The sequence below is a fragment of the Bradyrhizobium sp. PSBB068 genome, from assembly GCA_016839165.1.
Taxonomy (GTDB): Bacteria; Pseudomonadota; Alphaproteobacteria; order Rhizobiales; family Xanthobacteraceae; genus Bradyrhizobium.
The window spans coordinates 7,016,237-7,042,906 of the sequence record CP069300.1; the positions used below are offsets into that span (position 1 = coordinate 7,016,237).

The window sequence follows — 26,670 nt, forward strand, 5'->3', positions numbered from 1 at the left end:
GGAACCATGCTTCAGCGCTGCCGTATCATCTCAGGCGGCACGCCGAAAGTCTTGTCCCCGTCATCGGCATGTGGTTAGCCAGAGGCCATGAAATTCTTTCCGAAGCAGTTGATCGACGGCTACCGGACCTTCGCGACCCAGCGGTTGCCGACTGAACAGTCGCGCTATCGGGACCTGTCGGAACGCGGCCAGTTTCCCGAAACCATGGTGATCGGCTGCTGCGATTCCCGCGTCTCGCCCGAGGTGATCTTCGACGCGGGTCCGGGCGAATTGTTCGTGGTCCGGAACATCGCCAATCTGGTTCCGGTCTATCAGCCCGACAGCAACGCCCACGGCGTGTCGGCCGCGCTGGAATACGCCGTGACCGTGCTGAAGGTGAAGAACATCGTGGTGCTGGGCCATGCCCAGTGCGGCGGTATCCGCGCCTTCGTCGACAAGATCAAGCCGCTGACCCCCGGCGATTTCATCGGCAAATGGATGCAGATGTTCATCAAGCCGGGCGAGGTGGTCGAGCAGCGCGACCATGAGAGCATGCAGGACTTCGTCACCCGCATCGAGAAGGCCGCGGTGTTCCGCTCGCTGGAGAATTTGATGACCTTCCCGTTCGTCCGCGAACGCGTGGAGAACGGCGAGATGCAGCTGCACGGCGCCTATTTCGGCGTCGCCGAGGGCTCGCTGTTCGTGCTCGACCGGGTCGCCAAGGAATTCATCAGCGTCACTGAAGCCCTGAAGGCCGGCGAGTAGCGCTTTCGGCTACGCCTCGTCGTGAGCGTTGCCCCAGCGATCGGAGAGCGCAAGCAACAGCGCCGAGATCACGAACACCAGGTGCACGGCGACGAGCCACGTCATCCGCGTCGCGTCGAACGCGGAATCGATGTTCAGGAACGCTTCCAGCACGTGGATCGCCGAGATCGCGACGATCGAGGCCAGCAGCTTCTGCTTCAGCCCGGCAAAGTCGATCTTGGTGATCCAGATCGGCCAGTTCGGGTTGCCTGACGTGTCGATGCGCGAGACGAAGTTCTCGTAGCCCGAGAACACCACGATCAGAATGAGGTTGGCGACCAGCGTAACGTCGATCAGCGCCAGCGCGTCGAGGATGACTTCCGTCGACTTGTAGCCGGACGCATGCAGCACGAACTCCCACAGCATGCGCGCGAATTTCAGCAGCAGCACCGCGAGCGCCACGACCAGGCCGACATAGAACGGCGCCATCAGCCAGCGGCTGTTGAACAGCACATATTCGAAGCCGCGCATGATGCGCGGCGTCGCCGGACTTGCTGGGGTGGGAGCCGATTGTTCCGACATGGTTCCGACCCCGGTTTGATCTGCCTTACGCCGCTTTTTTCTTCGCGGTGATCAGCTTGCGGTTGATCAGGACCTCGGCGATCTGCACGGCATTGAGCGCCGCGCCCTTGCGCAGATTGTCCGATACGCACCAGAACGCGAGACCATTCTCCACCGTCGCATCCTCGCGGATGCGGCTGATATAGGTCGCGTCCTCACCGGCGGCCTCATAGGGCGTGACGTAGCCACCCGGCTCGTGCTTGTCGATCACGAGGCAGCCCGGCGCATTGCGCAGGATGTTGCGCGCCTCGTCCGCGGTGATCGGATTGGCGAACTCGACATTGACCGCCTCGGAGTGACCGACGAACACCGGCACGCGCACGCAGGTCGCGGTCAGCTTGATCTTGGGATCAAGAATTTTCTTGGTCTCCGCCATCATCTTCCACTCTTCCTTGGTGAAGCCGTCTTCCATGAAGACGTCGATCTGGGGAATGACGTTGAAGGCGATGCGCTTGGGAAACTTCTTATTGATCAGCTCGTCATTGGTGTAGACGGCCTTGGTCTGCGAGAACAACTCGTCCATCGCGTCCTTGCCGGCGCCCGACACCGATTGATAGGTCGACACCACGACACGGGTGATCGTTGCCTTGTCGTGCAGCGGCTTCAGTGCGACGACGAGCTGCGCGGTCGAGCAGTTCGGGTTGGCGATGATGTTCTTCTTGGTGAACCCGGCGGCCGCATCTGCGTTCACTTCCGGCACGATCAGCGGCACGTCCGGATCCATGCGCCAGGCCGACGAATTGTCGATCACCACAGCGCCGGCCGCGCCGATCCTGGGCGACCATTCCTTGGACACCGAGCCGCCGGCCGACATCAGGCAGATGTCGATGTCGGAGAAATCATAATGCTCGAGCGCCTTCACCTTCAGGGTGCGGTCGCCATAGGAGACCTCGATGCCGACGCTGCGGCGCGAGGCCAGCACCACGACCTCGTCGGCGGGGAATTTGCGCTCGTCGAGAATGTTGAGCATTTCGCGCCCGACATTGCCGGTCGCACCGACCACCGCGACTTTGTAACCCATCGTTCACTCTCCGACGAAATATGCCCGTTCCCCCGCTGCTCGCGGAAAGGGAAGAGGCAGCGCTTCTATGCGAGAAACCCCGTCAAGACAACGTTGCGTAGCTTTGAGCGTTTTGATGCATTTATTCCGGGCCGATCCGGCCGCACCCCATCATACGAGAAATCCGTCTGCGCTGACGAGCTTCGTCGACGAGGTGTATGCCACGCTCTCCGGGCTGTTTGCCTATGCCGCCGTGCTCGCGCTGTTCGTCGTCCTCGGCGCCTATCTATGGCGGCAGCTGCCCGACGCAACGGCGGTAGCGGCACCCGCTGCCGCGGGCTGGAGCCTGGCCGGCCGCCAAGCACCGGCCTTCGCCATCAGCAAGCTGGATCAACGAGATAAAACAGAGGCTTACGAAATCTTCCGGCATCCCGAGGGCGGCCGCAAGGATATCTTCCGGTGGGCCGACGCGGATGGCGTGCTGGCAGCCGAGCTGGAGATCTACCGTCCCGGCGGCGAGGCCATGGGGCCTGCGGTGACCGAGATTGCCGGGCGGCTCGACCCCGGCGGCGACCGCGGGCTCGAGGCCGCCGGCATCGTCGACAGCAAGTTCGGCAGCGTCACCCTGCTGCGCCCGGCCCGCCAGGACGGCAGCCGCGCCTGCCTCGGCTTCCTCAAGCAGGCCGACGCGCCCGACCTGAGAATTTCCGGCTGGACCTGCCAGGGCGACAGCCTGCCGGCCCGGCGCGCCGCGATCGTCTGCATGCTGAACCGCCTGACGCTGCTGGCTGCGGGCAACGATCCGCGGCTCGCCGCGCTGTTCGCGCATGCCGAGCTCAAGCGCACCGACTGCGTTACGTCCGGCCTGCCCGCTTTGTCGGCCGACTGGGTGACGGGCAACGAGAACCCGCTGCTGCGCGGCGCGCTTTGATGGCGAGACCGTGGCAAGGCACTGGTTTTCATGAAACTTTTGCGTCCGGACACGCATTATCTCGCCTGGTGTGGCGCAATTGACCTAGTGACGGCCTCCCCACCATGGCTACAATGTGTTCCAAGTGATTTTGGCGGACGCGCCAGCCCCCGACGGGGCCGTAATGACGAGGATGCGATGACCTTGAAACTCCCTGCCGCGAACAAGCTCGTGGTGTTGCTTGCTGCGGCTGCCGTCACCGCAACCGCGTTCGGCATGACCGCTGCCAGCGCGCAGGACACCCCGAGCAAGCGCAAGCAGCAAGAGCAGTATGACCGCGACGGCCGCCGCTATTACGGCGCGCAGGGCCCGAACCGGGTCTATCAGCAGGGCCCGCGTACCCGTGTCTATGTCACCACGCGCTCGTGGCTCGACGCCGGCACCGAAGTGCTGCCGGGCGACCGCAAGTTCAACGACTATGCGTACCCGCCGGATGTCGGCTATCCCTCGTTCGCGCGCGAGAACAACAACCGCCCGATCGATCGTCAGCCGCTCAGTCCGCCGTCCGACCTCGGCGGCTATCCGCGGACCTTCCCGCTGTACTGAGATTATTCGTCGTCCCAGAGCCCATAACCACCACAGCTTGCCGTAGGAGCAAGCTGTGGCTCCAGCATCGCGCCACACATCCAGTTGGGGTAATGGGTCCCGGCCTGCGCCGGGACGACATCGCATTTGTGGCTGCAGCGTAACCGTTACGCGTGCAGCTTCTGCAATTCCGTCAGGATCGCCTCGCCCATCTGCGCGGTGCTGACCGGCGTGGTGCCGGCCGACTTGATGTCGGCGGTGCGCAGGCCGCTGGCGAGCACGGCGGCAATCGCGGCATCGACCTTGTCGGCGAGATCGCCCATGCCGAACGAATAGCGCAGCGCCATGCCGAACGAGGCGATCATCGCGATCGGATTGGCGAGGCCTCGGCCTGCGATATCGGGCGCCGAGCCGTGCACCGGCTCATACAAAGCCTTGCGCTCCTTGGTCTTGGCGTCCTCCTTGCCGAGCGACGCCGACGGCAGCAGGCCGAGCGAGCCCGTCAGCATCGCCGCGATGTCGGACAGCATGTCGCCGAACAGATTGTCGGTCACGATGACGTCGAACTGCTTCGGCGTCTTGACCAGGTTCATGCCGCCGGAATCGGCGAGCTGATGCTCCAGCGTGACGTCCTTGTATTCGCGCGCATGGACCTGGGTCATGACCTCGTTCCAGAGCACGCCCGACTTCATGACGTTGCGCTTCTCCATCGACGTCACCTTGTTCTTGCGCTTGCGTGCCAGCTCGAAGGCAACGCGACCGATCCGCTCGATCTCGAAGGTGTCGTAGACCTGGGTGTCGATCGCGCGCTTCTGGCCGTTGCCGAGATCGGTGATGGTCTTCGGCTCGCCGAAATAGACGCCGCCGGTCAGTTCGCGCACGATCATGATGTCAAGGCCTTCGACCACCTCGCGCTTGAGGCTCGAGGCATCCGCCAGCGCCGGATAGCACACTGCCGGTCGCAGATTGGCGAACAGGCCGAGATCCTTGCGCAGCCGCAGCAGGCCGGCCTCCGGGCGCACCTCATAGGGCACGCTGTCCCACTTCGGACCGCCGACCGCGCCGAAGATCACGGCGTCGGCCGCATTGGCCTTGGCCATGTCGGCTTCCGAGATCGACACCTTGTGCGCGTCATAGGCGGAGCCGCCGACCAGGCCCTGCTCGGTCTCGAACCTGGCGATGCCCTGCGCATTCAGCCAGTCGATCACGCGCTGCACCTCGGCCATCACCTCGGGGCCGATGCCGTCGCCGGGGAGAAGCAGCAGTTTATGGGTCGCCATGGTCGTTACCTCATTCAATCGGGCATGCCCGTCATCGTCTGGCGCGAGTGCTAAAACGCCCCGCACCGATTGGCAAGGCACCCTGAGCAGGGCCAAAATGGCTCTTGAGCGAGCCAAACCGCGCCTCAAGAAGCCAACAAGACGGACTCATGACCGCAGCCATTATCTACGCCTTCGCCTCGGCCATTTTCCTCGGCGCCGGCGTGGTGCTGGCGCAGCTTGGGCTACGCACCGTCGAACCGCTGTCGGGCGCCGCGATCAGCGTGCCCTCCTTCACCTTGCTGTTCCTGCTGCTGTCGCCGCTGATCCTGCAAGGCGAGCCGGTGGTCTGGCGGGCCTTGCCGATCTTCATGGCGATCGGCCTGTTCTTCCCGGCCTCGCTGACGCTTTTGACCTTCGCCTCGAACCGGGCGCTCGGGCCGGTCATCACCTCGACGCTCGGCAATCTGGCGCCGCTGTTCGCCGTCACCGCCGCTGTGATGCTGCTGCAGGAGCCGCTGCACCCGCAGCAGCTACTCGGCCTCGTCGTCGCGGTCGCAGGCGCCGCCGTGATCACCGTGACCCGGCCGCGCGACCTCGGGCATTGGCGCAGCTGGGCCCTGCTGCTGCCGCTCGCGAGCGCGCTGGTGCGCGGCATCGTGCCGCCGATCGCCAAGCTCGGGCTGGCCGTCTGGCCGAGCCCGCTCTGGGCTTGCCTGGTCGGCTACGTCATGTCCTCGCTGGTGGTGCTGACGGTGCAACGGATCCGCAAGGGCAGCTTCCTGGTGCAGGCGCCGCGCGAGGGGCGGCTCTGGTTCATGCTGACCGGGATCAGCAACGGGCTCAGCGCGCTCAGCCTGTTCGCCGCGGTCCGCAACGGCCCGATCACGCTGGTGGCACCGCTCGCTGCGATCTACCCGCTGGTGACCGTGGCGATGAGCGCTGTCATGCTCAAGCATATCGAGATCACACCGCGGATCGTCGCCGGAACCCTGCTGACCGTCGCCGGCGTCGCGCTGGTCCTGATCGCCTGATTGCCCGATACGCAAGACAGTGTTGCCGCCCGCGGTGCTGGGCAGGACCGCCGCGGCCTGCCAGAATGGCGCTATTGCCGGAGTGAATTGTGAGAGCCCCCGCCCCATCCTACGCGCATGCCGCGCGGCTGATCCTGATTCTATCGCTTGCACCGACGGTCGGTCTCGGCATCGGCCGTTTCGCCTATTCGCTGGTGCTGCCTGATATGCGTGAGCAGCTGGCCTGGTCGTATTCCGCCGCCGGCTTCATGAACACGATCAATGCCGCCGGCTATCTGGTCGGTGCGCTGTGCGCCTCGCGCCTGATTCAGCGCTTCGGGCTCACCGCGTCGGTGCGCTGGTCGACGGTGGCCTGCGCGCTGTCGCTGGCGCTGTGCGCCATCTCGGGCAATTTTGCCGTGCTGAGCTTTGCCCGCCTGCTGGTCGGCTTCGCCGCCGCGATCGGCTTCGTCGGCGGCGGCGCGCTGGCGGCAACCATTGCGCAGTCGCGGCCGGAGCGCGCCAACTTCCTGCTCAGCCTGTTCTATGCCGGGCCGGGCGTCGGCATCCTCGCATCCGGCCTGATCGCGCCGTTCGTGCTGCAGGGTTTCGGCGCGGGCTCGTGGTGGATCGTGTGGTGGGCGATGACCTTGCTCTCGGTGATCATGACCGTGCCGCTGTGGCTTGCGCCGTTCCACGCCGACGCGACCGCCGGCGGCTTCGTGCGGACCAAGTTCGCGATCACGCCGGTCCTGATCTACCTCGCCGCCTACTTCCTGTTCGGCGCCGGCTACATCGCCTACATGACGTTCATGATCGCCTATGTCCGCGACGGTGGCGGCGGCGCGGTGGCACAGAGCGCGTTCTGGAGCCTGATCGGCGTCAGCGCCTTCGTCACGCCCTGGGTCTGGCGGCGCGTGCTGGCGCTCGACCGCGGCGGGCTCGCCACCACGATCATCCTCGGCGTCAATGCGCTCGGCGCCAGCCTGCCGATCTTCGGGCATTCGCCGCTGCTGCTGGCGGTCTCGGCGTTGGTGTTCGGCGTCGCCTTCTTCGCTGTGGTCGGCTCGACCACCGCCTTCGTACGCTTCAACTACCCGCCGCAATCCTGGCCCACCGCGATCGCGGCCATGACCATCGCCTTCGGCATCGGCCAGACGCTCGGCCCGATCGTAGTCGGCGCGATCACGGATGCGGTCGGCAATCTGTCGGTTGCGCTCAACGTCTCGGCCGCGATGCTGATGCTGGGTGCGACATTATCGGCGTTTCAGCCGCGGCTCGGTCGGCAGTAAAGTGTCCTCAAGAGCGGATCAACGCTGCGCGCAGTACAGCCGTTGAATTTCCTCATTTTGAAGGTCCGACATGCGCATCCCGGCCTTGATTTTCTTTCTCTCGCTCTGCGGCGGCGCGCCCGCGTGCGCCCAATCACCCGCGCAAATCGACGCGATTCATTGCAAGGCCGACATCTCGACACGACGCCCTGACGTCGCAGCACTCGAGGCGAAGTGCCTTTCCCGGATGAAGGGCATCGCCGTACGCAGCGGCGATGCACTGCGCATCTCGCTCCAGAATGGAAAGACCAAATCACTCTTGAGCAACAATCGTGCCTGCGAGGAAGGCAATGCGGAAAAATGCGTCGACTATCGACTCGAAGCATACTACCCCGGATTGCACTTGTTCGTCCTGACCGCCCGCCTCTACGAGGCAAATTCGGTTCTCGTCGTAAACGGGACGACGGGCGCAGCCACGAATATGGATGACTCGCCGCATCTTTCGCCGAATGGCGAACGTCTGGTCGTCGCATTCAGCAGCGAAGCCTGGAGTACGGATCGAGATATCGCGGTCTACCGGATTGAGAATGGCGCGCTTCGCCTGGAATGGAGCTACAAGGCCAAGGACTATGAACAGTGGAAGTTCGTCGCCTGGGATGGCGACGCCCGCATCAAGCTTCGCGTGACGTTGCACGGGGAAGACCAGTCCGGCGGGTTGACGACGCGCGATGCGGACCTGCAGCTGACCGATGCAGGCTGGCGCTTGAACAAGCGCATGCTCCCGTCACCAAAGGCCACGGCGGTCAAGTAGCAGACGATGCGCCGTGCCGGCGCACGCGGCAGTCAGCTTCCGCTGAACGAATTGTAGCCCTGATCTTCCCAGTAGCCGCCCTTGTAGTCGTTGGTGACTTCCATCGAGAGCACGTATTTCGGGTTCTTGAAGCCGAGCTTGGTCGGCACCCTGATCTTCATCGGAAAACCGTAGGCGCGCGGCAGGATCTGGTCGGCGAATTTGAACGTCATCTGGGTCTGCGGATGCAGCGCTGTGCGCATGTCCAAGGGTGAATTGTAGCCGTCCTTGTCAGCGCACTGGAACCAGACATACTTCGCCCGCGTGTCGGCGCCGACGAGCTTGAGGAAGTCGCGGAGCGGTGTTCCGGTCCAGCTGCCGATCGCGCTCCAGCCCTCGACGCAGATGTGGCGCGTCACCTGCTTGACCTGCGGCAGCTTGTACAGTTCGTCGAGCGTCCACGACTTCTTGTTGTCGACCAGCCCGCGCACCTCGAGCTTCCAGTCCGCCGCCGCGACGACAGGCGCATCGTCAAGGTCGTAATACGCGTTGAACGGGAACGGTTTGGTGATCATGCTCTCGGGGAAGGTCGGCGCCAGCGCATCCGGATTGAACATCCAGGCCTGCACCGCGTCGTTGAACTTCGAGACCCTCTTCAGCAATTCCTCGGCCGACGAGGAATCGACCACGTCGCAGCCGGTCAGCAGCGTCAGCGCACCGAGGCTGGTGCCCGCCGTGATGAAGCGGCGGCGCGTCAGTTCCGGCATCGTCTTCACCGCGTCGCGGACCAGCAGCTTCTTGTCGACACCGGGGATCAGGAGATTACGGAGACGGCCCATTTTATCCTCCCTCAGCGTCCGATGATCATAGCGCGCAGGCTCTTCGGCACCAGCAGCGCGAGCGCGACATGGATCACCAGGAAGGCGACGATCAGCGCCATGCAGGTGAAGTGGACATAGCGGGCGATGTCGTAGCCGCCGAACAGCGACACCAGCCAGTGCAATTGCACCGGCTTCCACATCGACAGGCCGGACAGCACGATGACGACGCCGATGGTGATGATGCCGGCATAGAGCAGCTTCTGCACCGAATTGTACTTGCTGAGATCGTCATGCGACAGCTTGAAGGTCAGCGCCGCCTTGGTGTCGGCAATCACGCCACCGGGAGTGATCGGCAGCAGCTTCTTGCGGAAGCGGCCGGTCGCAAAACCCAGCGCCAGATAGGTCAGGCCATTGACCATCAACAGCCACATCGCGGCGAAGTGCCAGAGCAGCGCGCCGCCGAGCCAGCCGCCGAGCGTGATGCTGTGGGAGAACGTGAAACTGAACAGCGGCGAGGCGTTGTAGATCTGCCAGCCCGACATGATCATCAGGATCATCGCGACGGCGTTGACCCAGTGCACGATCCGCACCCAGACCGGCTGGATCACCTTCGCCGGCGTTGCGGTTTCTGCCTGGTGGTCGCTGACGGCGAGGCTCGTCATGGAATGTCTCTGCTGGTGGTCGTTACCGGCTTATACGCCGGGAACCTGCGTTCCGTTACGGGGTCGCGCCTCATCAGTTCGATATACAGCTTCCCGTCTGGTCACAAAAATGCGAGCCGGGGCGAGGCTCCGGCTCGCATGTCGCAAGGCGTTCAGGGACTAAGCCGACCCGCCGGGTGTCAGGTCGCCGGCATCAGCACGGTGTCGACCACATGGATGACACCGTTCGACTGGTTGACGTTGGGGATCGTCACAATCGAGGTGCCGCCCTTCGCATCGACGATCAAGACCTTGCCATCCTGCTTCTTGACGGTCAGTTCCTCGCCTTCGGCCGTCTTCAGCTTCTTGCCGTCGGTGAGGTCGGAGGCCTCGAGCTTGCCGGGCACCACATGGTAGGTGAGGATCTTGGTCAGCGTCGCCTTGTTCTCGGGCTTGACCAGATTGTCGACGGTTCCGGCCGGCAGCTTCTCGAACGCCGCGTTGGTCGGCGCGAACACCGTGAACGGGCCCTTGCCTTCCAGCGTGCTGACCAGGCCGGCGGCCTTCACCGCGGCAACCAGGGTGGTGTGGTCTTTCGAATTGACCGCGTTCTGGACGATGTTCTTCGACGGGAACATCGCGGCGCCGCCGACCATCACGGTCTTCTCCTCGGCGCGGACCGGCGCCACGACGGTAGCGGCGATCGTGAGGGCGCTGAAGGCGGCGGCAGCGAGATAGGCAATACGCTTCGACATGGTTCGTCTCCCGGTGGGTAATCCTGCCGGCGCATCGGCACCGGCGATGAAGGGGCAACAACGGCGCGAATGGGTTGATGAAAGCGTCGTCGTTGGCCTGAGCTACGGGAGGTTTTCGGGGCGGTTTCCGAACATAATTCTTTGTGATTCCTGAAACCGGCTGGCTCGCGCTTCGTAGGCGCCACGCCGCGCGCTGCGTCGCGCATTCCATTCAGCGGAATGGTCGGGTGCGATGCCGCGAGCAATTTGCTTGCCGCCACCGCTCGATTGGTTCAGCCTGAGATTGCGGCACAGCTTCGCAGAGAGCAGTCGGGGGAGGCAGCATGAGCAGCATCACGGCTGACGGACACGCCGCGCCTACGGTGAGCGATGCGGATACCGATGTCGGTCCGCTCGAACAGAAACACCTGCAATACGCCAACTACCGCGCCGTCGCCGGCAGCACCGAGCTGACGAAGACCCATTGGCACATCGCCACCGCCAACGCGCTCGGCTGGGGCTTCGACGGCATGGACGGCGTGATCTTCGCGCTGATCTCGCCGATGGTGATCAAGGAATTCCAGCTCACCCTGCCGGAGTATCGCTCCGGCATGCAGATCGCGCTGTTCGTCGGCATCGCCGGGCTCTATTTCTGGCCGTGGCTCGCCGACCGCTACGGCCGCCGCACACTGCTCGCGGTCAACATCGCGCTGTTCTCGCTGCTGATGCCGGTTGCGGCGCTGTCGCCGACATTCGCAGTGTTCGTGATCGCGCGCTCGCTGCTGTTCTTCGCGCTCAACGGCGAATGGTCGCTCGGCTCGATGCTGGTGGCGGAAACCTGGCCGGCGCGGCTGCGCGGCCGCGTCATCAGCATCACCCGCTCGGCCTGGTGCATCGGCGCCACGCTCGCCGGCGCGATCACCGGTCTCGTCGCCGCCAATTTCGGTTGGCGCATCGCCGTGATGGTGCCCGGCGTGATCGCGCTGCTGGCGATCTACATCCGCTCGACCTGTCCGGAATCGCCCTATTGGGTGCGCTCGCAAGACCGCAAGCGGCGTATCTCGGAGACGCTGGCACGCGGCGGCACGGTCAGCGACGACGACCGCAACTGGTTCACAAAGGCCAAGTCGGTCGGCATCAGCCAGGTGTTCATGCCCGACGTGCTGCCTTCGACATTGGTCGCACTGTTCGTTGCCTGCGCCTCGACCTGCATCTACGGCACCGTCGGCGCCTGGATGCCGCTGTACCTGTCGACCGAGAAGCACTGGTCGACCACCGAATACAGCCTCTTCTATGTGTTCTACGGCCTGTGCGGCTTTCTCGGCCTCTGCCTGGTCGGCTGGCTGATCGACAAGATCGGCCGCCGCCGCACCTTCATCGTGACCCTGATCGAGGGCGCGATCTTCATGACGCTCTGGGTCTATTCCGAGGACCGCGTGCTGCTATGGGCGTTCGGCCTGCTCTGGTGTCTCGGCTTCCTCGGCTTCTGGGGACCGAGCACGACCCTGACGGCGGAGATCTTCCCGACCCGGATCCGCGGCGCCGCCAACGGCGTGGTCTGGGCGATCGCCTATCTGGTCGGCTTCGTGCTGTTTCCCTTCGTCTCGATCGCGCTGCAGCAGCACACCGGTTCGTTCGCGCTGGCGTTCCTCTGCATCCCCGTGCTGATGCTCGCGATGGCGATCGGTGTGTTCCTGTTCGTGCCGGAGCATACCGGCAAGGAGCTGAACGAAATCAGCGAGTGATCCGCTACTGATCCGTAGCGCGGATGCGCGGGGCCAAAATATCGAAAAACAACCCCATGCAAAGCAGCCGACGGCGGGCCGCCGTCCGACGGCAGCTTGACACGTCGGGCAAATCAGGGATACATTTCCAATATTCCGAAATCGTGCAAGTGCCCCCTCGCCCGCCCCCCCTTTCAGGAGGACGGAGAGGACGGACCGCGCTTAATCCCTGTTCGCCGGCGTTTGAATGAATCCGCGGTTGTGCGTCGGGCTGATCAGGATCTCGTTCATGCAGACCCGCGCCGGCATGCTGGCGACGAAGGCGATGGTGCGGCCGCAATCCTCGGGCTGCAGCATCTTGGCCTGCTCGGCCTCGCTCGGCACCACCGGCCGCTGCTTCAGGATCGGGGTTGCGACCTCGCCCGGCGACAGGCAGCAGGCGCGCAGGCCGTTGACGCATTCGTCCATGTTGAAGGAATGGGTCAGCGCCAGCACCGCGTGCTTGGTCGTGGTGTAGGCCGGGCCCGGCATCTTCGAGACGTGGCGGCCGGCCCAGGAGGCGACGTTGATGATGCAGCCGTCCTGCTGCTTGCGCATCGTCGGCAGTACCGCCCGCATGCAATAGAGCACGCCGTTGAGGTTGACCTCGACCAGCTTGTCCCAGCCTTCCAGCTCCATGTCGGCCCAGCTGCGCTTCGGCACGTTGATGCCGGCGCTGTTGACCAGCAGGTCGATGCGGCCGTGTTTGGCGATGATCGTCTCGGCAGCCTTGTTGACGTCGGCCTTGTTGCTGACGTCGAGCGGGATCGCCTCGGCCTTGCCGCCCTTTTTCGTGATGTTGGCCACCACGCGGTCCAGCTCTTCCTTGCGGCGGCCTGAAATCACCACCGTCCAGCCGTCCGCCGCCAGGAATTCCGCCCCGGATTCACCGATTCCCGTTCCACCGCCGGTGACCCAGGCCACGCGTTTCCCATGATTTGTCATGCAAACTGTCTCCGTTGCTTTCCGAAGGGCGTTTTTGCTAATCCAGCCGGAGTTTTACCGGCGCTTTCGCCCCTCAGGGGATGTTGCATGAACACGACCACCAACGCCAATCTGTTTTCCCGCCTGTTCGACGGCCTCGACGATCCCAACCGGCTCGCGATCGAGCAGCTCGACGGCAGCCGCATCACCTATGGCGATCTGATCGCGCGCGCGGGCCAGATGGCGAACGTGCTGGTCGAGCGCGGCGTCAAGCCGGGCGACCGGGTCGCGGCACAGACCGAGAAGTCGGTTTCGGCGCTGGTGCTGTATCTCGCCACGGTGCGCGCCGGCGGCGTCTATCTGCCGCTCAATACCGCCTATACGCTGAACGAGCTCGAATACTTCATCTCTGACGCCGAGCCGGCGCTGGTGGTCTGCGATCCCGCCAAGCTCGAGGGCATCAAGGCGATCGCCGCCAAGGTCGGCGCGAAGGTCGAAACGCTCGATCCAACCGGCAAGGGCTCGCTGACCGAGGCCGCCGACAAGGCGCCGAAGGACTTCGCCACGGTGCCGCGCGAAAACAACGACCTCGCGGCGATCCTCTACACCTCCGGCACCACCGGCCGCTCCAAGGGCGCGATGCTGTCGCACGACAATCTCGCCTCGAACTCCTATTCGCTGGTCGACTACTGGCGCTTCACCGACAAGGACGTGCTGATCCACGCGCTGCCGATCTATCACACCCACGGCCTGTTCGTGGCGAGCAACGTGACGCTGTTCGCACGCGCCTCGATGATCTTCCTGCCGAAGTTCGATCCGGATGCGATCCTCAAGCTGATGGCCCGCGCCACCGTGATGATGGGCGTGCCGACCTTCTACACCCGCCTGCTGCAGAACCCCGGCCTGAACAAGGACGTCACCAGGCACATGCGACTGTTCATCTCGGGCTCCGCGCCGCTGCTCGCCGACACCCATCGCGAGTGGTCCGCCCGCACTGGCCACGCCGTGCTGGAACGCTACGGCATGACCGAGACCAACATGAACACCAGCAACCCCTATGACGGCGACCGCGTGCCCGGCGCGGTCGGGTTCGCGCTGCCCGGCGTGACGGTGCGGGTCACCGATCCCGAGACCGGCACGGAGCTTCCGCGGGAGACCATCGGCATGATCGAGGTCAAGGGCCCGAACGTGTTCCAAGGCTACTGGCGGATGCCGGAGAAGACCAAGGCCGAATTCCGCGCCGACGGCTTCTTCATCACCGGCGACCTCGGCAAGATCGACGACAAGGGCTATGTCCACATCCTCGGCCGCGGCAAGGATCTCGTGATCTCCGGCGGCTTCAACGCCTACCCGAAGGAGATCGAGAGCGAGATCGACGCCATGCCGGGCGTGATCGAGTCGGCCGTGATCGGCGTGCCGCATGCCGATTTCGGCGAAGGCGTCACCGCCGTCCTGGTGTGCAGCAAGGGCGCCGATGTCAGCGAGGCCTCGGTGCTGAAGGCGCTCGACGGCCGGATCGCCAAATTCAAGATGCCCAAGCGCGTCTTCGTGGTCGACGAATTGCCGCGCAACGCGATGGGCAAGGTGCAGAAGAATATTCTGCGGGACACGTATAAGGATATCTATTCGAAGGCCTGAGGAAAGCGGAATTTCGCGAGGGAAGGATGAACCGCGAATATGCCGAGAAGATCTGTCTGCAGATCTTCGATGCTTTGGACGCAATGTACGAGGCTGAAAGGAACATCGCAGGGCTTGGCAAGCAGGAACGGATTCGATTCGATGATTCGGTTCAGGCGATCATTGCGGACCTTGAGGACAAGCTTCTCTTTCCGATTTGCGAGCAGTATCCGGATTTGCTTCCACCCACGGAGGAACAGAGGCCAAGCATACTTTGCAGCGAATTAACATGGAGCGAGGTGAATCTTCCGTCTTCGGTGACCGAAGATCAGCTTGACGAAGTCATCATGTCGCTTTTGAAGCCGCGGTGGCGGAAGGTCCTGTGGTTCGTGACCATTGCAGAAGAACGCTACAAGGAACTTGGCTGGGCTATCAGTCATGAAGCGACCGCCGCGCGCTTGAAGGTGCTCTCCGATATGGATCGTATCGAAGGGATCGGCGATATGCGGTACTGGGGCAATAGCGAGGTCCGGTTGAAGGACTGAGTGCGGTTAGTGTCCGCCCAGCAGGCTGATCACGAACCGTCCGCCGACGATGAAGAGATAGGCCCCGAACGCCACCTCGAGCGCGCGCTTCGACAGCGCGTGCGCGACCTTGACGCCGAGCGGCGCGGTGACGAGCGTGGTCGGCATCACCAAGAGCGCACCGATCAGCGAGACGTAGCCGAGCGCGAACGGCAGTTGCAGCGCGGCGACGTCGGGAAAGCGCGCGGCGGCGGGCCAGCCGGCATAGACGTAACCGAGCGCGCCGGGGATCGAGATCAGCACCGCGAGCGCGGACGATGTCGCGACCGCCTGGTGGATCGGCCGGCCATAGAACGTCATCAGCAGATTGGCGAACAGGCCGCCGCCGATGCCCATCAGCGTCGACAGCAGGCCGACGAAGAAACCATAGACGCGCATCAGAAAACCCTTCGGCACGTCGTCGCCGAACTTCCAGGTCTCGCGCGCCAACAGCAGCCGCGCCGCCGCCGACCAGGCCACCATCACGAACACGATCTTGAACAGCCGCTCCGGCGCGAAGCGCGCGGTGACGCTGCCGGCGGCGACGCCGATCATGATCGGCAGCCACCAGCGCTTCAGGATCTCCATGTCCACCGCGCCGCGGCGATAATGGGCGCGAAACGAGCTCAGCGAGGTTGGAATGATGATGGCGAGTGAGGTGCCGATGCACAGCGGCATCCGTACCTCGAGCGGGACGCCGGCAAGGCGAAAGCATTCGTAGAACACCGGCACCAGGATCGCGCCGCCGCCGATGCCGAACAGGCCGGCGAGAAAGCCGGACAACGCGCCGACCGCGATCAGCAGCAGTGCGAGTTCGAGTAGTTCTCTTGGATCGAGGCCGGCCATCATCTTTTTCTTGCGCATCAGGCTGCGTGTTGCCGGAGCAGGTGCTTCGGCGGCGTCTCGCGACGGTCCATCGCGAGCAATAGCCGCTTTTCAGATTCAGGAGTATCAGCGCCGCCACGCGGGTGCTCATGCGGAATCTCGGGTGGCGCCTTGTCGAACGGCATCAGGGCGAATCGCAACTTCCGCATATCCGGTCGGCTCTGGGTGAATGGCCCCGACGCTCTGATTGGTGCGGTGCGGTATGACGCTGGCATCGTGCACGTGGCGGTTCGGCGCATGCAGTCCTGCGGTCGCCAGCGCAAACTTGCAGCGCCTCTTATCCGGCCGCGAATGGCGCCGAAACAGGCGGGTCAGATGCCTCAGCCGTCATGGCTTCGATCACCTAAGATCAGGGCATTTGTCGATTATCCGGCGGAACAATGGGGCAGGATCGACGCCTTCCGGACCCCGTCAACGGTCAGCTGAGCGGGCTCCTTAGGATGTTCGAACAGAGATTCACTTCTTTGTTCACCTCGCCTTGCATTTAGTATACCACGCTGCGGATCAACCAGAATTCGGCAAGTCTAACAATGAACTTCGGTTCGAGCGAAGGCTAATTGGCCGTTGCGCGGGGTGATCCTAGTCCGTAAATAGAACTCCTCTACCGCGTTCCCCGATGGGCCGGCCGCGGTCCCTCGCAACATAAAGCCCGCCGATGACCGCCAGGATCGAACGACCGCTTTCACCCCATTTGCAGACCTACCGGTGGACGCTGACGATGGCGCTGTCCATCGTTCACCGTGCCACAGGTGTGGCACTCTATTTCGGCACCCTGCTGCTCGCCTGGTGGCTGATCGCCGCCGCCTCCGGCCCGACTGCCTACGCCAACGTTCAGGCCTTCACCGGCAGCGCGATCGGCAAGCTGATCGTGTTCGGATACACATGGGCGCTGATGCACCATCTGTGCAGCGGCATCCGGCATTTCGTCTGGGACCTCGGCTACGGCTTCAAGGCCAATGAGCGCGAAGCCCTCACCTGGGGCGCGCTGGTCGCCGGCATCTCGCTGACCGTGCTGGTCTGGATCGTTGCCTACGCGGTTGGAGGTGGACGATGAGCGGCCCTTCCTCGATGCGCACGCCGCTGGAACGCGTCCGCGGCCTTGGCTCCGCGCATACCGGCACCTCCGATTTCTGGCGTCAACGCCTCACCGCAGTTGCGATGACGCTGCTGATCGTCCCCGTGATCGTCGTGGTGATCATGCTGATCGGCCGCAACCATGCCGGCGCAGCGCAGATCCTCGGCTCGATCCCGATCGCCATCATCCTGCTGCTCTTCATCGTCGCCAGCACCTGGCACATGAAGATCGGCATGCAGGTCGTGATCGAAGACTACATCCACAATGAGAAGCTGAAGATCGCCAGCGTGATGGCGAACAACTTCTTCTGCGTCGCGGTCGCATTGGCCTCGATCTACGCAATCCTCAAATTGTCGTCGGGAGTTTGACCCATGGCCGGTGAAGGAAACGGCAAGGCCACCAATGGCGGCCCGGCCACCAACGGCAAGGCCTATCCGATCCAGGACCACACCTACGACGTCGTCGTGGTCGGCGCCGGCGGCGCGGGCCTGCGCGCCGTGGTCGGCTGCTCGGAAGCGGGCCTGCGCACCGCCTGCATCACCAAGGTGTTCCCGACCCGCTCGCACACCGTTGCGGCGCAGGGCGGCATCTCGGCCTCGCTCGGCAACATGCACCCGGACGATTGGCGCTGGCACATGTACGACACCGTGAAGGGGTCGGACTGGCTCGGCGACCAGGACGCCATCGAATACATGGTGCGCAACGCGCCCGACGCGGTCTATGAGCTCGAGCATTGGGGTGTTCCGTTCTCGCGCACCGAGGACGGCAAGATCTACCAGCGCCCGTTCGGCGGCATGACCATGGATTACGGCAAGGGCCAGGCGCAGCGCACCTGCGCCGCCGCCGACCGCACCGGCCACGCCATGCTGCACACGATGTACGGCCAGTCGCTGCGCCACGCGGCCGAGTTCTTCATCGAATTCTTCGCCATCGACCTGATCATGGACGACCAGGGCGTCTGTCGCGGCGTGATCGCGCTCAAGCTCGACGACGGCACGCTGCATCGCTTCCGCGCCCAGACCACGATCCTGGCGACCGGCGGCTACGGCCGCGCTTACGCTTCCTGCACCTCGGCGCACACCTGCACCGGCGACGGCGGCGGCATGGTGCTTCGCGCCGGCCTGCCGTTGCAGGACATGGAGTTCGTCCAGTTCCATCCGACCGGCATCTACGGCTCGGGCTGCCTGGTCACCGAGGGCGCCCGCGGCGAAGGCGGCTATCTCGTCAATTCCGAAGGCGAGCGCTTCATGGAGCGCTACGCGCCGTCGGCCAAGGACCTCGCCTCGCGCGACGTCGTCTCGCGCGCGATGACGATCGAGATCCGCGAAGGCCGCGGCGTCGGCAAGAAGAAGGATCACATCTTCCTGCACCTCGACCACCTCGATCCGAAGGTGCTGCACGAGCGGCTGCCGGGCATCTCGGAATCGGCGAAGATCTTCGCCAATGTCGACGTCACCCGCGAGCCGATCCCGATCGTGCCCACCGTGCACTACAACATGGGCGGCATCGCCACGAACTATCACGCCGAGGTGCTGACCAAGCGCAACGGCGACGACAATTCGGTGGTGCCGGGCCTGATGGCGATCGGCGAAGCGGCCTGCGTCTCGGTCCACGGCGCCAACCGCCTCGGCTCCAACTCGCTGATCGACCTCGTGGTGTTCGGCCGCGCCGCCGCCCTGCGGCTCGCCGACAAGCTGACTGCGAACGCCAAGCAGCCGGAGCTGCCGCAGGATTCGGCCGACCGCGCACTCGGCCGGCTCGATCACTTCCGCCACGCCTCCGGCGGCACGCCGACGGCGAAGCTGCGCGACAGCATGCAGCATGTGATGCAGAACAATTGCGCGGTGTTCCGCACCGGCGACGTGCTGCAGGAAGGCCAGAACCTGATCCACAAGGTCTATGGCGGCGTCAGCGACATCTCGGTCTCCGACCGTTCGCTGGTGTGGAATTCCGACCTGATCGAAACGCTGGAATTCGACAATCTGATCGTGCAGGCGGTCGTGACGATGGATTCGGCGGCCAACCGCACCGAAAGCCGTGGCGCGCATGCGCGCGAGGATTTCCCGGACCGCAACGACAAGGACTGGATGAAGCACACGCTGACCTGGATCGATCCGGCCGGCAAGACCGCGATCGAGTACCGTCCGGTGCACAGCTACACGATGACCAATGACGTGCAGTACATCCCGCCGAAGGCGCGGGTCTACTGAGAACGAAGGCGAGCAAGCATGGTTGAATTCGCACTTCCGAAGAATTCGAAGATTTCCGGCGGCAAGACCTGGCCGAAGCCGGCCGGCGCCACCGAGACCCGCGAATTCCGGGTGTATCGCTGGAACCCGGACGACGGCAAGAATCCGAGCGTCGACACCTATTATGTCGACACCAATGATTGCGGCCCGATGGTGCTGGACGGTCTGATCTGGATCAAGAACCACATCGATCCTACGCTGACCTTCCGCCGCTCCTGCCGTGAAGGCGTCTGCGGCTCCTGCGCGATGAACATCGACGGCCAGAACACGCTGGCCTGCACCAAGTCGATGCACGATGTCGGCGCCGGAGGCGCGGTGAAGGTCAATCCGCTGCCGCACCAGCCGGTGGTCAAGGACCTGGTCCCCGACCTCACCAATTTCTACGCCCAGTATGCCTCGATCGAGCCGTGGCTAAAGACCACGACGCCGACGCCGCAGAAGGAGTGGAGGCAGAGCCACGAGGACCGCGAAAAGCTCGACGGTCTCTACGAGTGCATCCTGTGCGCCTGCTGCTCGACCTCCTGCCCGAGCTACTGGTGGAACAGCGAACGCTTCCTCGGCCCCGCCGCGCTGCTGCAGGCGACGCGCTGGGTCACCGATTCCCGCGACGAAGCGACCGGCGAGCGGCTCGACAATCTCGAGGATCCGTTCCGTCTCTATCGCTGCCACACCATCATGAACTGCGCCAAGGCGTGCCCGAAGGGTCTCAACCCCTCGGAAGCGATCGCCGAACTCAAGTTCAAGATGGTCGAACGCCAGATCTGATTTGAGGCCGCCGGCGCTGGCGGCTTCTTCTTCATAGCATGCTCTCAAGCGCTGAACGACGTCGGCATCGATATCCGACGTCGGGCCGCCGTACGGCACGTGCGAAGCAGCGGGCCGCACCGTTTCTCTTGTGAGCAACCACGCCGGTGGTCGAGCGAGGCCTCACCTGATCCCCGTGGCGCGGTCGCCGGCATCAGGAACCGTCGTCAATTGCCGCAAGCGGAGCACGGAACTCAACCACCAGGCCGGACGGCTCATAGCGCTTTCTTGAGCGGCTTCCGCCGATAATGCCCATGTCGATGAGGCGAGAACCAAGTCCGATCTTGGTCGGCGCGACAACCGGCGGTCCGTCGTGCTCGGTCCATTTGACGATGAGACAATCCGGTTCGATCTCCCATGATAGCCGCACATAGCCGGTAGAGACCGAGAGGGCACCATGCTTGATTGCATTGGTCGCCAGTTCATGGAGCACGAGAGACGTTGACAGCGCAGCCTTCGCCGTCAGCCGCAAGCGGGGGCCATCGAGGTGAAACCGAGATGCCGCGCCGTGCAAGCCCAGTACGTTCGCGGCCAGTTGGCGTAGATCAGCAGCCGACCAGCTATGCTGGAGCAAGACGTCATGCGCACGTCCAAGCGCATCGATCCGCCGTTCGAAAGCTTCAACTGCTTCGTGGTCGGATGCGTTGCGGAGAGTCTGTCTCGCGATGGCCTGCACCAACGCCAAGGTGTTCTTGAGGCGATGGCCAAGTTCGTCGTTGAGAATTCTTTGCCGCTCCTCGATGTTCTTGCGTTCGGTGATGTCGCAAACTGTTCCGAGCACGCGGATGGTGACGCCATTCGCGTTGCGGACCAGCATCGCGCTGCGAGATATCCAGGCCACGTCGCCGGTCTGAGGCTTGCGGACGCGATACTCCGTGTACAACGCCATCTCGCCGCTCTCGCGGCTGCCCCGGTCGGAGATCAGATGCTCGTCGCCGGGATGGATCAGACGCTCGATGTCCGGCGCATTCACGGTAGGCATGATCGGCAATCCAAAGATAAGGCAAAACTGATCCGTCACCGTGAGCCGGTCGGTCGCGATATCAAGCTCAAAACTTCCAATTCGCCCGGCCGCCTGAGCCATGCGCAATCGCGTCTCGCTGGCCCTCAACAGAGCAGCTAACCGTTCGCTCTCCAGCGCACGCGCAGTCGAGGCCGCCGCCGCATCACGCTCTTCGAGAGCGGCATGTTCTGCCTTGATCATCGTACGCCGATACTCGAGCTGCGTCATGACTTGCCGAGCGAGGGCTTCGAGAGAGAATGTCTGCTGCTCCGTCAGCCCCCCTGGACGAGGCACGGTGTCGATAACGCAAAGCGTGCCGATCGCGATCCCCGACCGGGTCTTCAGCAGAGCTCCGGCATAGAAGCGAATAAACGGCGCGCCGGTGACCAAGGTATTGGTCCGAGTGCGAGGATCCAGGGACAGGTCTGGAATGATCAACGTATCCGCCTGCCGCAACGCATGAGCACACACCGATTGCTCGATTGGCGTCTCGCGGAGATCGAGCCCTGCCGCTGCCTTGAACCATTGTCGCTTCGAAGCGACCAGGCTCACCAAGGCGATGGGAGTGTTGCATATCTGGCGAGCCAGCAAGACGGCATCATCGAACCCGACCTCCGGCGAGGTGTCGAGGATGTCGTAGCCGTCGAGCGCTTCGAGCCGCTGCGACTCCGTGATGGGCGAGAGAAACACTGACATGCCTCGTCGGCGCAAAATCTGGATTGATGGCAAAACCGAGAACGAGGCTTTTGCCACCAAAAGGCGCGCCGTGTTGACGTCAAGGGCTAGTTTCAGACGTCCCGTCGCAAAGCGGCCGCAGGCATAAGACTGGGCCGTGCGGTAACCCTTGGCCAGCAAGCCGCTGAGCGCCCTCAGGCCGTCGATTGCTCGAGACCTGAGGGCGCACCCGAGATCAATAGGCGCGGCGGCTCGAGATCATGCCCCAAAAGAACAGGACGATGATAGCGCCGACGACCGAGCCGATCAGACCTGCTCCCTGGCCGGGGCCGTACCAGCCGAGCGCCTGACCCAGATAGTTTGCGACCACCGCGCCGACGATGCCGAGGATCGTGGTCATGATGAAGCCGCTCGGCTCGTTGGGACCCGGCATGATGAATTTGGCGATCAAGCCGGCAATGAAGCCGATGATGATGGTCCAGATGATACCCATAATGTCTGTTCTCTCCAAATTAGCCGCGAACGATCATCGTCCACGGACGGTCGGTTTGTCCGCTGCGGCAGTGCGCAAGCGGTGTCACCGCTTTGCCCATGCATCAGAGGTATCGTTTCGCGATCGTGCGCCACCGAAGCGGCCGGCAAGCGCGGCGGCGAGTGCGCCGAGCACAAGTGCAAAGAATGCAACTAGCGCACCGCGCGAAGCGACCCGGGCGGCAGTTTCGGCTGCTTGTGCGGCCTTGGCTTTGGCGTCTGCAACAGACTGCTCATATTTGCGCTGATAGTCCTGCACCTTCGCCTTGGCCTCGTCGGACGAGATACCCTGCGCCTGCGCCAGAGCCTGCGCGGCCTGCTCGACCGCCTGCTCCTGCTGGGCCTTGTCACCGATCAGAGCGGCACGCACGGCGTTCACCGCGGTGTCGCGAAGCTGGGCCGGATCCTGACCACCGGTCGATGCCCGGATCTGTCGCTCGATGTCCGGAAACAAGCTATCAACTGAATTCGGCACCGAGGCACTCGCGGTTTGCATGGCACCACCGACCATGTGCGCGGTACCGCCGAGCACATTGTTCATTGCGCCAAATACACCACCGAGCAGGCCCCCGATCGCGGAGCTAAGCAGGCAGATCATCACGAGTGTCGCAGCGGCCCATGAAATCAGACCATGATAGCCTGCCTTTGCGGCCATCGCGCTGCTGCACATGCGGCCCGCGATGTAGCCACCCGCGCAGGATGCCAGCAACCCAGAACCGATCCACCAGATCGCCGCTGCGAGTGACAGCGAACCGGCATCAGCTCCACCGGTCGAAGCTGAGGTGAGACTGGCAAGCCCGATCCCGACTCCCAGAACCGAAAGCGTGAGTTGCGTAACCAGAGCGGCCGCGACGCCTGCCAGGACAGCGCCCCAGGAGATCGTGGACGAAGCCCAAGCCAGGCGAGCGTTTGAGTCGACCGCCCGGGCCGGGCCGCCGTCATAATATATCGTCATGATACCCCCCGGTCAGCGACGGCTGATCAGAATGCCGGCGAGAAAGCCCACCGTGCCCGCAATCAGTACCGACGCCAATGGATAACTTCCGACAGCCTCGCCAACATCCCGAGAGCCGCGCCGCGCATAGCGACGACCTTCGTCGTACATCTGGCCTGCGAGATCACCGGCATCGCGCAAACCGTCCTTGGCCTGGCCGTAAAGGTTCTGTCCCTTGCCCTCGATCTGACGCGCAACGCCTTCCGCGCGGATATCCTGATTGCCGGTTACATGTCCGGCGGCTTCTTCCAGTTTCCCACCGAACTCCTTCGCTGCTCCCTTGATGCGGTCCGTATCCATCGTCATCACTCCTGTTGTCTAACCTGAATTGCTGGAACACCACGACGAGCACAGGCAACGCGGGCTCTTCACTTCTTGAGCAAATCGCGGGCAGCATCCTTTGCCTTGCCGACCTGAGCCTGCGCTTTGCCGGCCAGTTGCTCGGCCTTACCTTCGACCGTCAGCTTGTCGTTGCCGGTCACCTTGCCGACCGCTTCCTTGATGGAACCCTTGATCTGTTCGGCGGTGCCTTTGATGCGATTCTTGTCCATAATGAAGCCTTCTCCGTTGAGTTGTCGCGAGTGAACTCGTTCATCGCGGAGTAGGTGGGGAACACGGCTTCAAGCACAATGAACTGATTGCACCAGTTCGGTGGTGAATCCGTACTAGCATCTCTATTTTCTGGCGATGTAGCCGTTCTCGCGTCCCCAGATCACGGCGTCAGTCCGACGGTGAACGCCGAGCTTTCGATAGAGCGACGCCACGTGATTGCGCACCGTATTGGGCGAACGCCGAAGCCGCTTGCCAATCGCAGCGTCGCTGAGGCCTTGGGAGATCAGCACCAGCACCTCGCGTTCGCGCGCCGACAGCTGCTCCGCCGGCTTAGAATCTTCCGATCTGCCTGGCCGACGGAAAGCAGCGAGCTTCTCCAGAATGCCCTTGCTAAGCCATGAGGCATCGGTCATGACGGCCTCGATCGCCTGCACAAGCTCGCGCTCGGAGCGCTTCCGGTCCGTGATATCCAGAAACGTGGCGAGTGCGCAGATCTGGTCGCCTATTGTCACAGTCTCGGCAGAGACGACACAATCGAGTTCGTTGCCGTTCTTGCTGGCAAGACAGGCCTCCAACTTGGAAACGTGACCGGATTGCTCAATCTCACGTTCGAACTGACTTTGAGCTTCTGGCCGTGCCCAAAGCCGCATTTCACCGAGGCTTCGACCAATCAGTTCGGCGCTGGTGTGCCCGAACTGAGCGACAAATGCTTCGTTGACCATGAGGAACGTATGGCCATCCATCCTCAGCAGCGCCGTCGGCACCGGGGAGAGCTGAAACGACTTGGCAAACCGCTCTTCACTCTGGCGCAACGCGGACTCGGCCTTGGCACGCGCATCCAGGTCGGCGAACGTAAAGAGCATACAAGCGTCGTCGCCGATTTCGATTGGCTGGCCGGCCAGAATCACGAGTTTCGATCCACCCGAGCGCAGCGGAAGCTGCACCTCCGTTTGTGGAATCGTCCTGCCCTCGGCGAGGCGCTCCTGAATCGTCTCGGCTTTCTCGACCCCGTTCAGTAGGCCGACCTCCGCGAGCGAGCGGCCGAAAACGTCGTCGCGCGCATACCCCAACATATCCAGGAAACCCTGGTTGACCTTGACGAGGATTTGGTCCGCCAGCCGACAGATGAAGGCCGGGGCAGGATTGGCGTTGAAGGTACGCTCGAAGCGGGCCTCTGCGGCATAGCGCTCGGTCACATCGGCGATCACCAGCACCAGGCAATCGGGGTTTCCCTTGGTGTCAGTAATGACGAGACTTCGTATCTGATGCACCCACTCCGTATCGTTGCTGGCCCGAGGGGCGACGGCGACGACAACATCGACAAATGTCTCTCCTGCGACAACCCGTTCGGCAGGATATTTGCGTTTGCCAAGCAGGTGATTGTTGCGGTACCGCAGCACGAAGTTCTTGCGGTACTCGTCGACGGACGTCCCGAGCTGGGCGAGCTCTTCCACACCATGCATCTTCAGGGCGGATTCGTTCGCCCAGGTAATGGTCTGGTCCGGCTCGATAAGGATCACGCCTTCACTCAGGCCGGCAATGATTTTCTGAAGCTGCGAACGATCGATCGTATGCGTCAAGATCCGTTCTCGACAGTATGGTTGAACGACGGACCGACAATCACGACGCTTCACAGCGAACCAAGCATGCCCGCAAGCTCACCCCGTGTCGCCTTCCGGCGGAAACCCTTGGACCGCTAAGCGTTGCGACAACCCTCTCCAAGACGGTCCCAGGAATCGACTTTTGCAACAGGAGTCCCGGACCGTTTGTTGGACATCGATAGGCCTTGAGGCGTGATGTGGGGAAGACATTCGATCCCGTTACAATCTCGTTCGGTCGTTTTGGTTCCACCCTGCCCGAAGGGCCTCAATCCCTCCGAAGCGATCGCCGAGCTCAAGTTCAAGATGGTCGAACGCCAGATCTGATTGCCGGCGCCCGGCCGCAGCGGAAGCTGCGGCCGCATTTGCCTCGCGCGGCAGCCGACCTCACCACGTGATCAACGGAGCACGATGCAGCCACGCATCGTTGCCGACCTGATCGAGGACGAAGCTCGCGACGTCGGTGCGGGCGATCGTTCCGCCATGGAAGCCGGATAGGTCCGTGAGCGCGCGCACCGGCTGTCCGCCCGGCTTGTTGCTGAGAACGGACGGACGGACCAGCACCCAGTCCAGGCCGCTATCCCTGACGATCGCCTCCTGGCGATTCTTGTTCGCGTACACCTTGCGGAGCAGCAGCGGGTAGATGACGTTGTCGAACACGAATCCGCCATGTCCCCTGCTGTCGCCGGCGCCCATGCCGGTGATGCAGACGAGTCGCGAGACCCGTTCGGCCTTCATCGCGGCGACGAGCGCGCGCGTCGCGGTCGAGAGCAACGTGACTTCGCGGAACGGACTCGCCGGAGTACCGAGCGCGCTGATCACGGCGTCCTGGCCTTTCAGGGCCTGACGCAGGGCTCGCTCGTCGCGGGCATCGCCGGCGACGATTTTGACGCCTTCAAGATTGCCCGCCTTCTCGGGCGAGCGAGCAAGGACGGTGACGTCGTGTCCGCGCGCCAGGGCTTGCGCGACGATCGCGCGGCCCGTGCCGCCGGTCCCGCCGAGAACCAGTATCCGCGCCGCTGCCGGTCGGGTGGCGCTGCCTTGAGAATTGCTCATGAGAGTCTCCTTG

Annotated in this window: 28 protein-coding genes; 13 read left to right on the top strand and 15 right to left on the bottom strand. The window is 63.5% G+C overall.

Annotation, left to right across the window (positions count from 1 at the left end; all coding sequences use genetic code 11):
• The first annotated feature begins 87 nt into the window (after positions 1–87).
• Positions 88–744 carry a carbonic anhydrase gene (locus tag JQ507_32530; protein ID QRI69530.1) on the top strand — a complete coding sequence of 219 codons (657 nt, stop codon included), beginning with the start codon at positions 88–90 and terminating at the stop codon, positions 742–744.
• Positions 745–753: 9 nt separating this feature from the next.
• Here the strand turns inward: JQ507_32530 and JQ507_32535 are convergent, their stop codons facing one another.
• Positions 754–1,305 carry a TIGR00645 family protein gene (locus JQ507_32535; protein QRI69531.1) on the bottom strand — a complete coding sequence of 184 codons (552 nt, stop codon included), beginning with the start codon at positions 1,303–1,305 and terminating at the stop codon, positions 754–756.
• 25 nt (positions 1,306–1,330) lie between these two features.
• Complete coding sequence (locus JQ507_32540) at positions 1,331–2,365, bottom strand: aspartate-semialdehyde dehydrogenase (protein ID QRI69532.1); 1,035 nt, start codon at positions 2,363–2,365, stop codon at positions 1,331–1,333.
• Between the two features lie 115 nt (positions 2,366–2,480).
• Between JQ507_32540 and JQ507_32545 the strand changes: the two genes are divergently transcribed.
• Both JQ507_32545 and JQ507_32550 read left to right on the top strand, forming a co-directional pair.
• The gene (locus JQ507_32545; GenBank protein ID QRI73608.1) at positions 2,481–3,275 is read left to right on the top strand and encodes a hypothetical protein; all 795 of its coding nucleotides are present in this window, start codon (positions 2,481–2,483) and stop codon (positions 3,273–3,275) included.
• A gap of 177 nt (positions 3,276–3,452) precedes the next feature.
• Entirely contained in the window at positions 3,453–3,860 is a 408-nt protein-coding gene (locus JQ507_32550; GenBank protein QRI69533.1) for a hypothetical protein, read from the top strand.
• Positions 3,861–4,006: 146 nt separating this feature from the next.
• On the opposite strand, the gene leuB is transcribed toward JQ507_32550, so the two are convergent.
• A complete protein-coding gene (leuB, locus tag JQ507_32555) occupies positions 4,007–5,119 on the bottom strand; it encodes a 3-isopropylmalate dehydrogenase (protein ID QRI69534.1) in 1,113 nt (370 codons plus the stop codon).
• Positions 5,120–5,268: 149 nt separating this feature from the next.
• On the opposite strand from leuB, the gene JQ507_32560 reads away from it, so the two are divergent.
• From JQ507_32560 to JQ507_32570, 3 genes are all read left to right on the top strand, one after another.
• Positions 5,269–6,132 carry an EamA family transporter gene (locus tag JQ507_32560; GenBank protein ID QRI69535.1) on the top strand — a complete coding sequence of 288 codons (864 nt, stop codon included), beginning with the start codon at positions 5,269–5,271 and terminating at the stop codon, positions 6,130–6,132.
• Positions 6,133–6,221: 89 nt separating this feature from the next.
• Positions 6,222–7,403, top strand: a complete 1,182-nt coding sequence (locus tag JQ507_32565; GenBank protein QRI69536.1) for a YbfB/YjiJ family MFS transporter — start codon at positions 6,222–6,224, stop codon at positions 7,401–7,403.
• Positions 7,404–7,473: 70 nt separating this feature from the next.
• Positions 7,474–8,193: a hypothetical protein gene (locus JQ507_32570; protein QRI69537.1), complete on the top strand. Its 720-nt coding sequence runs from the start codon at positions 7,474–7,476 to the stop codon at positions 8,191–8,193.
• A 32-nt stretch (positions 8,194–8,225) separates the two neighbouring features.
• Here the strand turns inward: JQ507_32570 and JQ507_32575 are convergent, their stop codons facing one another.
• The 3 genes from JQ507_32575 to JQ507_32585 all read right to left on the bottom strand — a co-directional run bounded on the left by JQ507_32575 (position 8,226) and on the right by JQ507_32585 (position 10,389).
• Complete coding sequence (locus JQ507_32575; GenBank protein QRI69538.1) at positions 8,226–9,011, bottom strand: molybdopterin-binding protein; 786 nt, start codon at positions 9,009–9,011, stop codon at positions 8,226–8,228.
• Between the two features lie 11 nt (positions 9,012–9,022).
• Positions 9,023–9,655: a cytochrome b/b6 domain-containing protein gene (locus JQ507_32580; GenBank protein QRI69539.1), complete on the bottom strand. Its 633-nt coding sequence runs from the start codon at positions 9,653–9,655 to the stop codon at positions 9,023–9,025.
• 179 nt (positions 9,656–9,834) lie between these two features.
• Positions 9,835–10,389 carry a fasciclin domain-containing protein gene (locus JQ507_32585; protein QRI69540.1) on the bottom strand — a complete coding sequence of 185 codons (555 nt, stop codon included), beginning with the start codon at positions 10,387–10,389 and terminating at the stop codon, positions 9,835–9,837.
• Positions 10,390–10,712: 323 nt separating this feature from the next.
• Here JQ507_32585 and JQ507_32590 point away from each other — a divergent pair, with 323 nt between their 5' ends.
• The gene (locus JQ507_32590) at positions 10,713–12,113 is read left to right on the top strand and encodes an MFS transporter (GenBank protein QRI69541.1); all 1,401 of its coding nucleotides are present in this window, start codon (positions 10,713–10,715) and stop codon (positions 12,111–12,113) included.
• Between the two features lie 201 nt (positions 12,114–12,314).
• Here JQ507_32590 and JQ507_32595 read toward each other — a convergent pair whose 3' ends face one another.
• The gene (locus JQ507_32595) at positions 12,315–13,076 is read right to left on the bottom strand and encodes an SDR family oxidoreductase (protein ID QRI69542.1); all 762 of its coding nucleotides are present in this window, start codon (positions 13,074–13,076) and stop codon (positions 12,315–12,317) included.
• An 87-nt stretch (positions 13,077–13,163) separates the two neighbouring features.
• Here JQ507_32595 and JQ507_32600 point away from each other — a divergent pair, with 87 nt between their 5' ends.
• Together JQ507_32600 and JQ507_32605 are read left to right on the top strand one after the other, a co-directional pair.
• Positions 13,164–14,693, top strand: coding sequence for a malonyl-CoA synthase (locus JQ507_32600; protein QRI69543.1), 1,530 nt, complete (start codon positions 13,164–13,166; stop codon positions 14,691–14,693).
• Between the two features lie 26 nt (positions 14,694–14,719).
• A complete protein-coding gene (locus JQ507_32605) occupies positions 14,720–15,217 on the top strand; it encodes a hypothetical protein (protein QRI69544.1) in 498 nt (165 codons plus the stop codon).
• A gap of 6 nt (positions 15,218–15,223) precedes the next feature.
• Here JQ507_32605 and JQ507_32610 read toward each other — a convergent pair whose 3' ends face one another.
• A complete protein-coding gene (locus JQ507_32610) occupies positions 15,224–16,084 on the bottom strand; it encodes a sulfite exporter TauE/SafE family protein (GenBank protein ID QRI73609.1) in 861 nt (286 codons plus the stop codon).
• Positions 16,085–16,775: 691 nt separating this feature from the next.
• Between JQ507_32610 and sdhC the strand changes: the two genes are divergently transcribed.
• Genes sdhC through JQ507_32630 form a run of 4 tightly spaced genes read left to right on the top strand, consistent with a single transcriptional unit; the run spans position 16,776 to position 20,209 of the window.
• Entirely contained in the window at positions 16,776–17,174 is a 399-nt protein-coding gene (gene sdhC / locus JQ507_32615; GenBank protein QRI69545.1) for a succinate dehydrogenase, cytochrome b556 subunit, read from the top strand.
• A 14-nt stretch (positions 17,175–17,188) separates the two neighbouring features.
• Positions 17,189–17,563, top strand: a complete 375-nt coding sequence (sdhD, locus tag JQ507_32620) for a succinate dehydrogenase, hydrophobic membrane anchor protein (protein QRI73610.1) — start codon at positions 17,189–17,191, stop codon at positions 17,561–17,563.
• 3 nt (positions 17,564–17,566) lie between these two features.
• Positions 17,567–19,405 (top strand): succinate dehydrogenase flavoprotein subunit, encoded by a 1,839-nt coding sequence (locus tag JQ507_32625; protein QRI69546.1) that lies wholly within the window; start codon positions 17,567–17,569, stop codon positions 19,403–19,405.
• Positions 19,406–19,423: 18 nt separating this feature from the next.
• Positions 19,424–20,209 carry a succinate dehydrogenase iron-sulfur subunit gene (locus tag JQ507_32630; GenBank protein ID QRI69547.1) on the top strand — a complete coding sequence of 262 codons (786 nt, stop codon included), beginning with the start codon at positions 19,424–19,426 and terminating at the stop codon, positions 20,207–20,209.
• A 193-nt stretch (positions 20,210–20,402) separates the two neighbouring features.
• On the opposite strand, the gene JQ507_32635 is transcribed toward JQ507_32630, so the two are convergent.
• The 7 genes from JQ507_32635 to JQ507_32665 all read right to left on the bottom strand — a co-directional run bounded on the left by JQ507_32635 (position 20,403) and on the right by JQ507_32665 (position 26,657).
• A complete protein-coding gene (locus JQ507_32635; GenBank protein QRI73611.1) occupies positions 20,403–21,947 on the bottom strand; it encodes a PAS domain S-box protein in 1,545 nt (514 codons plus the stop codon).
• A 214-nt stretch (positions 21,948–22,161) separates the two neighbouring features.
• The gene (locus JQ507_32640; protein QRI69548.1) at positions 22,162–22,419 is read right to left on the bottom strand and encodes a GlsB/YeaQ/YmgE family stress response membrane protein; all 258 of its coding nucleotides are present in this window, start codon (positions 22,417–22,419) and stop codon (positions 22,162–22,164) included.
• Between the two features lie 84 nt (positions 22,420–22,503).
• On the bottom strand, positions 22,504–22,998 hold the full coding sequence (locus JQ507_32645; protein QRI69549.1) for a hypothetical protein: 495 nt from the start codon (positions 22,996–22,998) through the stop codon (positions 22,504–22,506).
• Positions 22,999–23,424: 426 nt separating this feature from the next.
• Positions 23,425–23,751 carry a CsbD family protein gene (locus JQ507_32650; GenBank protein QRI69550.1) on the bottom strand — a complete coding sequence of 109 codons (327 nt, stop codon included), beginning with the start codon at positions 23,749–23,751 and terminating at the stop codon, positions 23,425–23,427.
• Between the two features lie 68 nt (positions 23,752–23,819).
• Entirely contained in the window at positions 23,820–24,002 is a 183-nt protein-coding gene (locus JQ507_32655; GenBank protein ID QRI69551.1) for a CsbD family protein, read from the bottom strand.
• A gap of 123 nt (positions 24,003–24,125) precedes the next feature.
• Positions 24,126–25,583, bottom strand: coding sequence for a PAS domain S-box protein (locus JQ507_32660; protein ID QRI69552.1), 1,458 nt, complete (start codon positions 25,581–25,583; stop codon positions 24,126–24,128).
• Positions 25,584–25,988: 405 nt separating this feature from the next.
• Positions 25,989–26,657 (bottom strand): SDR family oxidoreductase, encoded by a 669-nt coding sequence (locus JQ507_32665; GenBank protein ID QRI69553.1) that lies wholly within the window; start codon positions 26,655–26,657, stop codon positions 25,989–25,991.
• Between the last annotated feature and the right edge of the window lie 13 nt (positions 26,658–26,670).

Excerpts from the sequence above, each read along its gene's own strand:
- JQ507_32585 (QRI69540.1), bottom strand. The coding sequence starts at position 10,389 with ATGTCGAAGCGTATTGCCTATCTCGCTGCCGCCGCCTTCAGCGCCCTC.
- JQ507_32580 (QRI69539.1), bottom strand. The coding sequence starts at position 9,655 with ATGACGAGCCTCGCCGTCAGCGACCACCAGGCAGAAACCGCAACGCCG.
- leuB (QRI69534.1), bottom strand. The coding sequence starts at position 5,119 with ATGGCGACCCATAAACTGCTGCTTCTCCCCGGCGACGGCATCGGCCCC.
- JQ507_32530 (QRI69530.1), top strand. The coding sequence starts at position 88 with ATGAAATTCTTTCCGAAGCAGTTGATCGACGGCTACCGGACCTTCGCG.
- JQ507_32600 (QRI69543.1), top strand. The coding sequence starts at position 13,164 with ATGAACACGACCACCAACGCCAATCTGTTTTCCCGCCTGTTCGACGGC.
- JQ507_32595 (QRI69542.1), bottom strand. The coding sequence starts at position 13,076 with ATGACAAATCATGGGAAACGCGTGGCCTGGGTCACCGGCGGTGGAACG.
- JQ507_32605 (QRI69544.1), top strand. The coding sequence starts at position 14,720 with ATGAACCGCGAATATGCCGAGAAGATCTGTCTGCAGATCTTCGATGCT.
- JQ507_32635 (QRI73611.1), bottom strand. The coding sequence starts at position 21,947 with ATGTCAGTGTTTCTCTCGCCCATCACGGAGTCGCAGCGGCTCGAAGCG.
- JQ507_32575 (QRI69538.1), bottom strand. The coding sequence starts at position 9,011 with ATGGGCCGTCTCCGTAATCTCCTGATCCCCGGTGTCGACAAGAAGCTG.
- JQ507_32625 (QRI69546.1), top strand. The coding sequence starts at position 17,567 with ATGGCCGGTGAAGGAAACGGCAAGGCCACCAATGGCGGCCCGGCCACC.
- JQ507_32630 (QRI69547.1), top strand. The coding sequence starts at position 19,424 with ATGGTTGAATTCGCACTTCCGAAGAATTCGAAGATTTCCGGCGGCAAG.
- JQ507_32650 (QRI69550.1), bottom strand. The coding sequence starts at position 23,751 with ATGGATACGGACCGCATCAAGGGAGCAGCGAAGGAGTTCGGTGGGAAA.
- JQ507_32640 (QRI69548.1), bottom strand. The coding sequence starts at position 22,419 with ATGGGTATCATCTGGACCATCATCATCGGCTTCATTGCCGGCTTGATC.
- JQ507_32545 (QRI73608.1), top strand. The coding sequence starts at position 2,481 with ATGCATTTATTCCGGGCCGATCCGGCCGCACCCCATCATACGAGAAAT.
- sdhC (QRI69545.1), top strand. The coding sequence starts at position 16,776 with ATGACCGCCAGGATCGAACGACCGCTTTCACCCCATTTGCAGACCTAC.
- JQ507_32550 (QRI69533.1), top strand. The coding sequence starts at position 3,453 with ATGACCTTGAAACTCCCTGCCGCGAACAAGCTCGTGGTGTTGCTTGCT.
- JQ507_32535 (QRI69531.1), bottom strand. The coding sequence starts at position 1,305 with ATGTCGGAACAATCGGCTCCCACCCCAGCAAGTCCGGCGACGCCGCGC.
- sdhD (QRI73610.1), top strand. The coding sequence starts at position 17,189 with ATGCGCACGCCGCTGGAACGCGTCCGCGGCCTTGGCTCCGCGCATACC.
- JQ507_32665 (QRI69553.1), bottom strand. The coding sequence starts at position 26,657 with ATGAGCAATTCTCAAGGCAGCGCCACCCGACCGGCAGCGGCGCGGATA.
- JQ507_32560 (QRI69535.1), top strand. The coding sequence starts at position 5,269 with ATGACCGCAGCCATTATCTACGCCTTCGCCTCGGCCATTTTCCTCGGC.
- JQ507_32655 (QRI69551.1), bottom strand. The coding sequence starts at position 24,002 with ATGGACAAGAATCGCATCAAAGGCACCGCCGAACAGATCAAGGGTTCC.
- JQ507_32590 (QRI69541.1), top strand. The coding sequence starts at position 10,713 with ATGAGCAGCATCACGGCTGACGGACACGCCGCGCCTACGGTGAGCGAT.
- JQ507_32540 (QRI69532.1), bottom strand. The coding sequence starts at position 2,365 with ATGGGTTACAAAGTCGCGGTGGTCGGTGCGACCGGCAATGTCGGGCGC.
- JQ507_32610 (QRI73609.1), bottom strand. The coding sequence starts at position 16,084 with ATGATGGCCGGCCTCGATCCAAGAGAACTACTCGAACTCGCACTGCTG.
- JQ507_32570 (QRI69537.1), top strand. The coding sequence starts at position 7,474 with ATGCGCATCCCGGCCTTGATTTTCTTTCTCTCGCTCTGCGGCGGCGCG.
- JQ507_32645 (QRI69549.1), bottom strand. The coding sequence starts at position 22,998 with ATGAACAATGTGCTCGGCGGTACCGCGCACATGGTCGGTGGTGCCATG.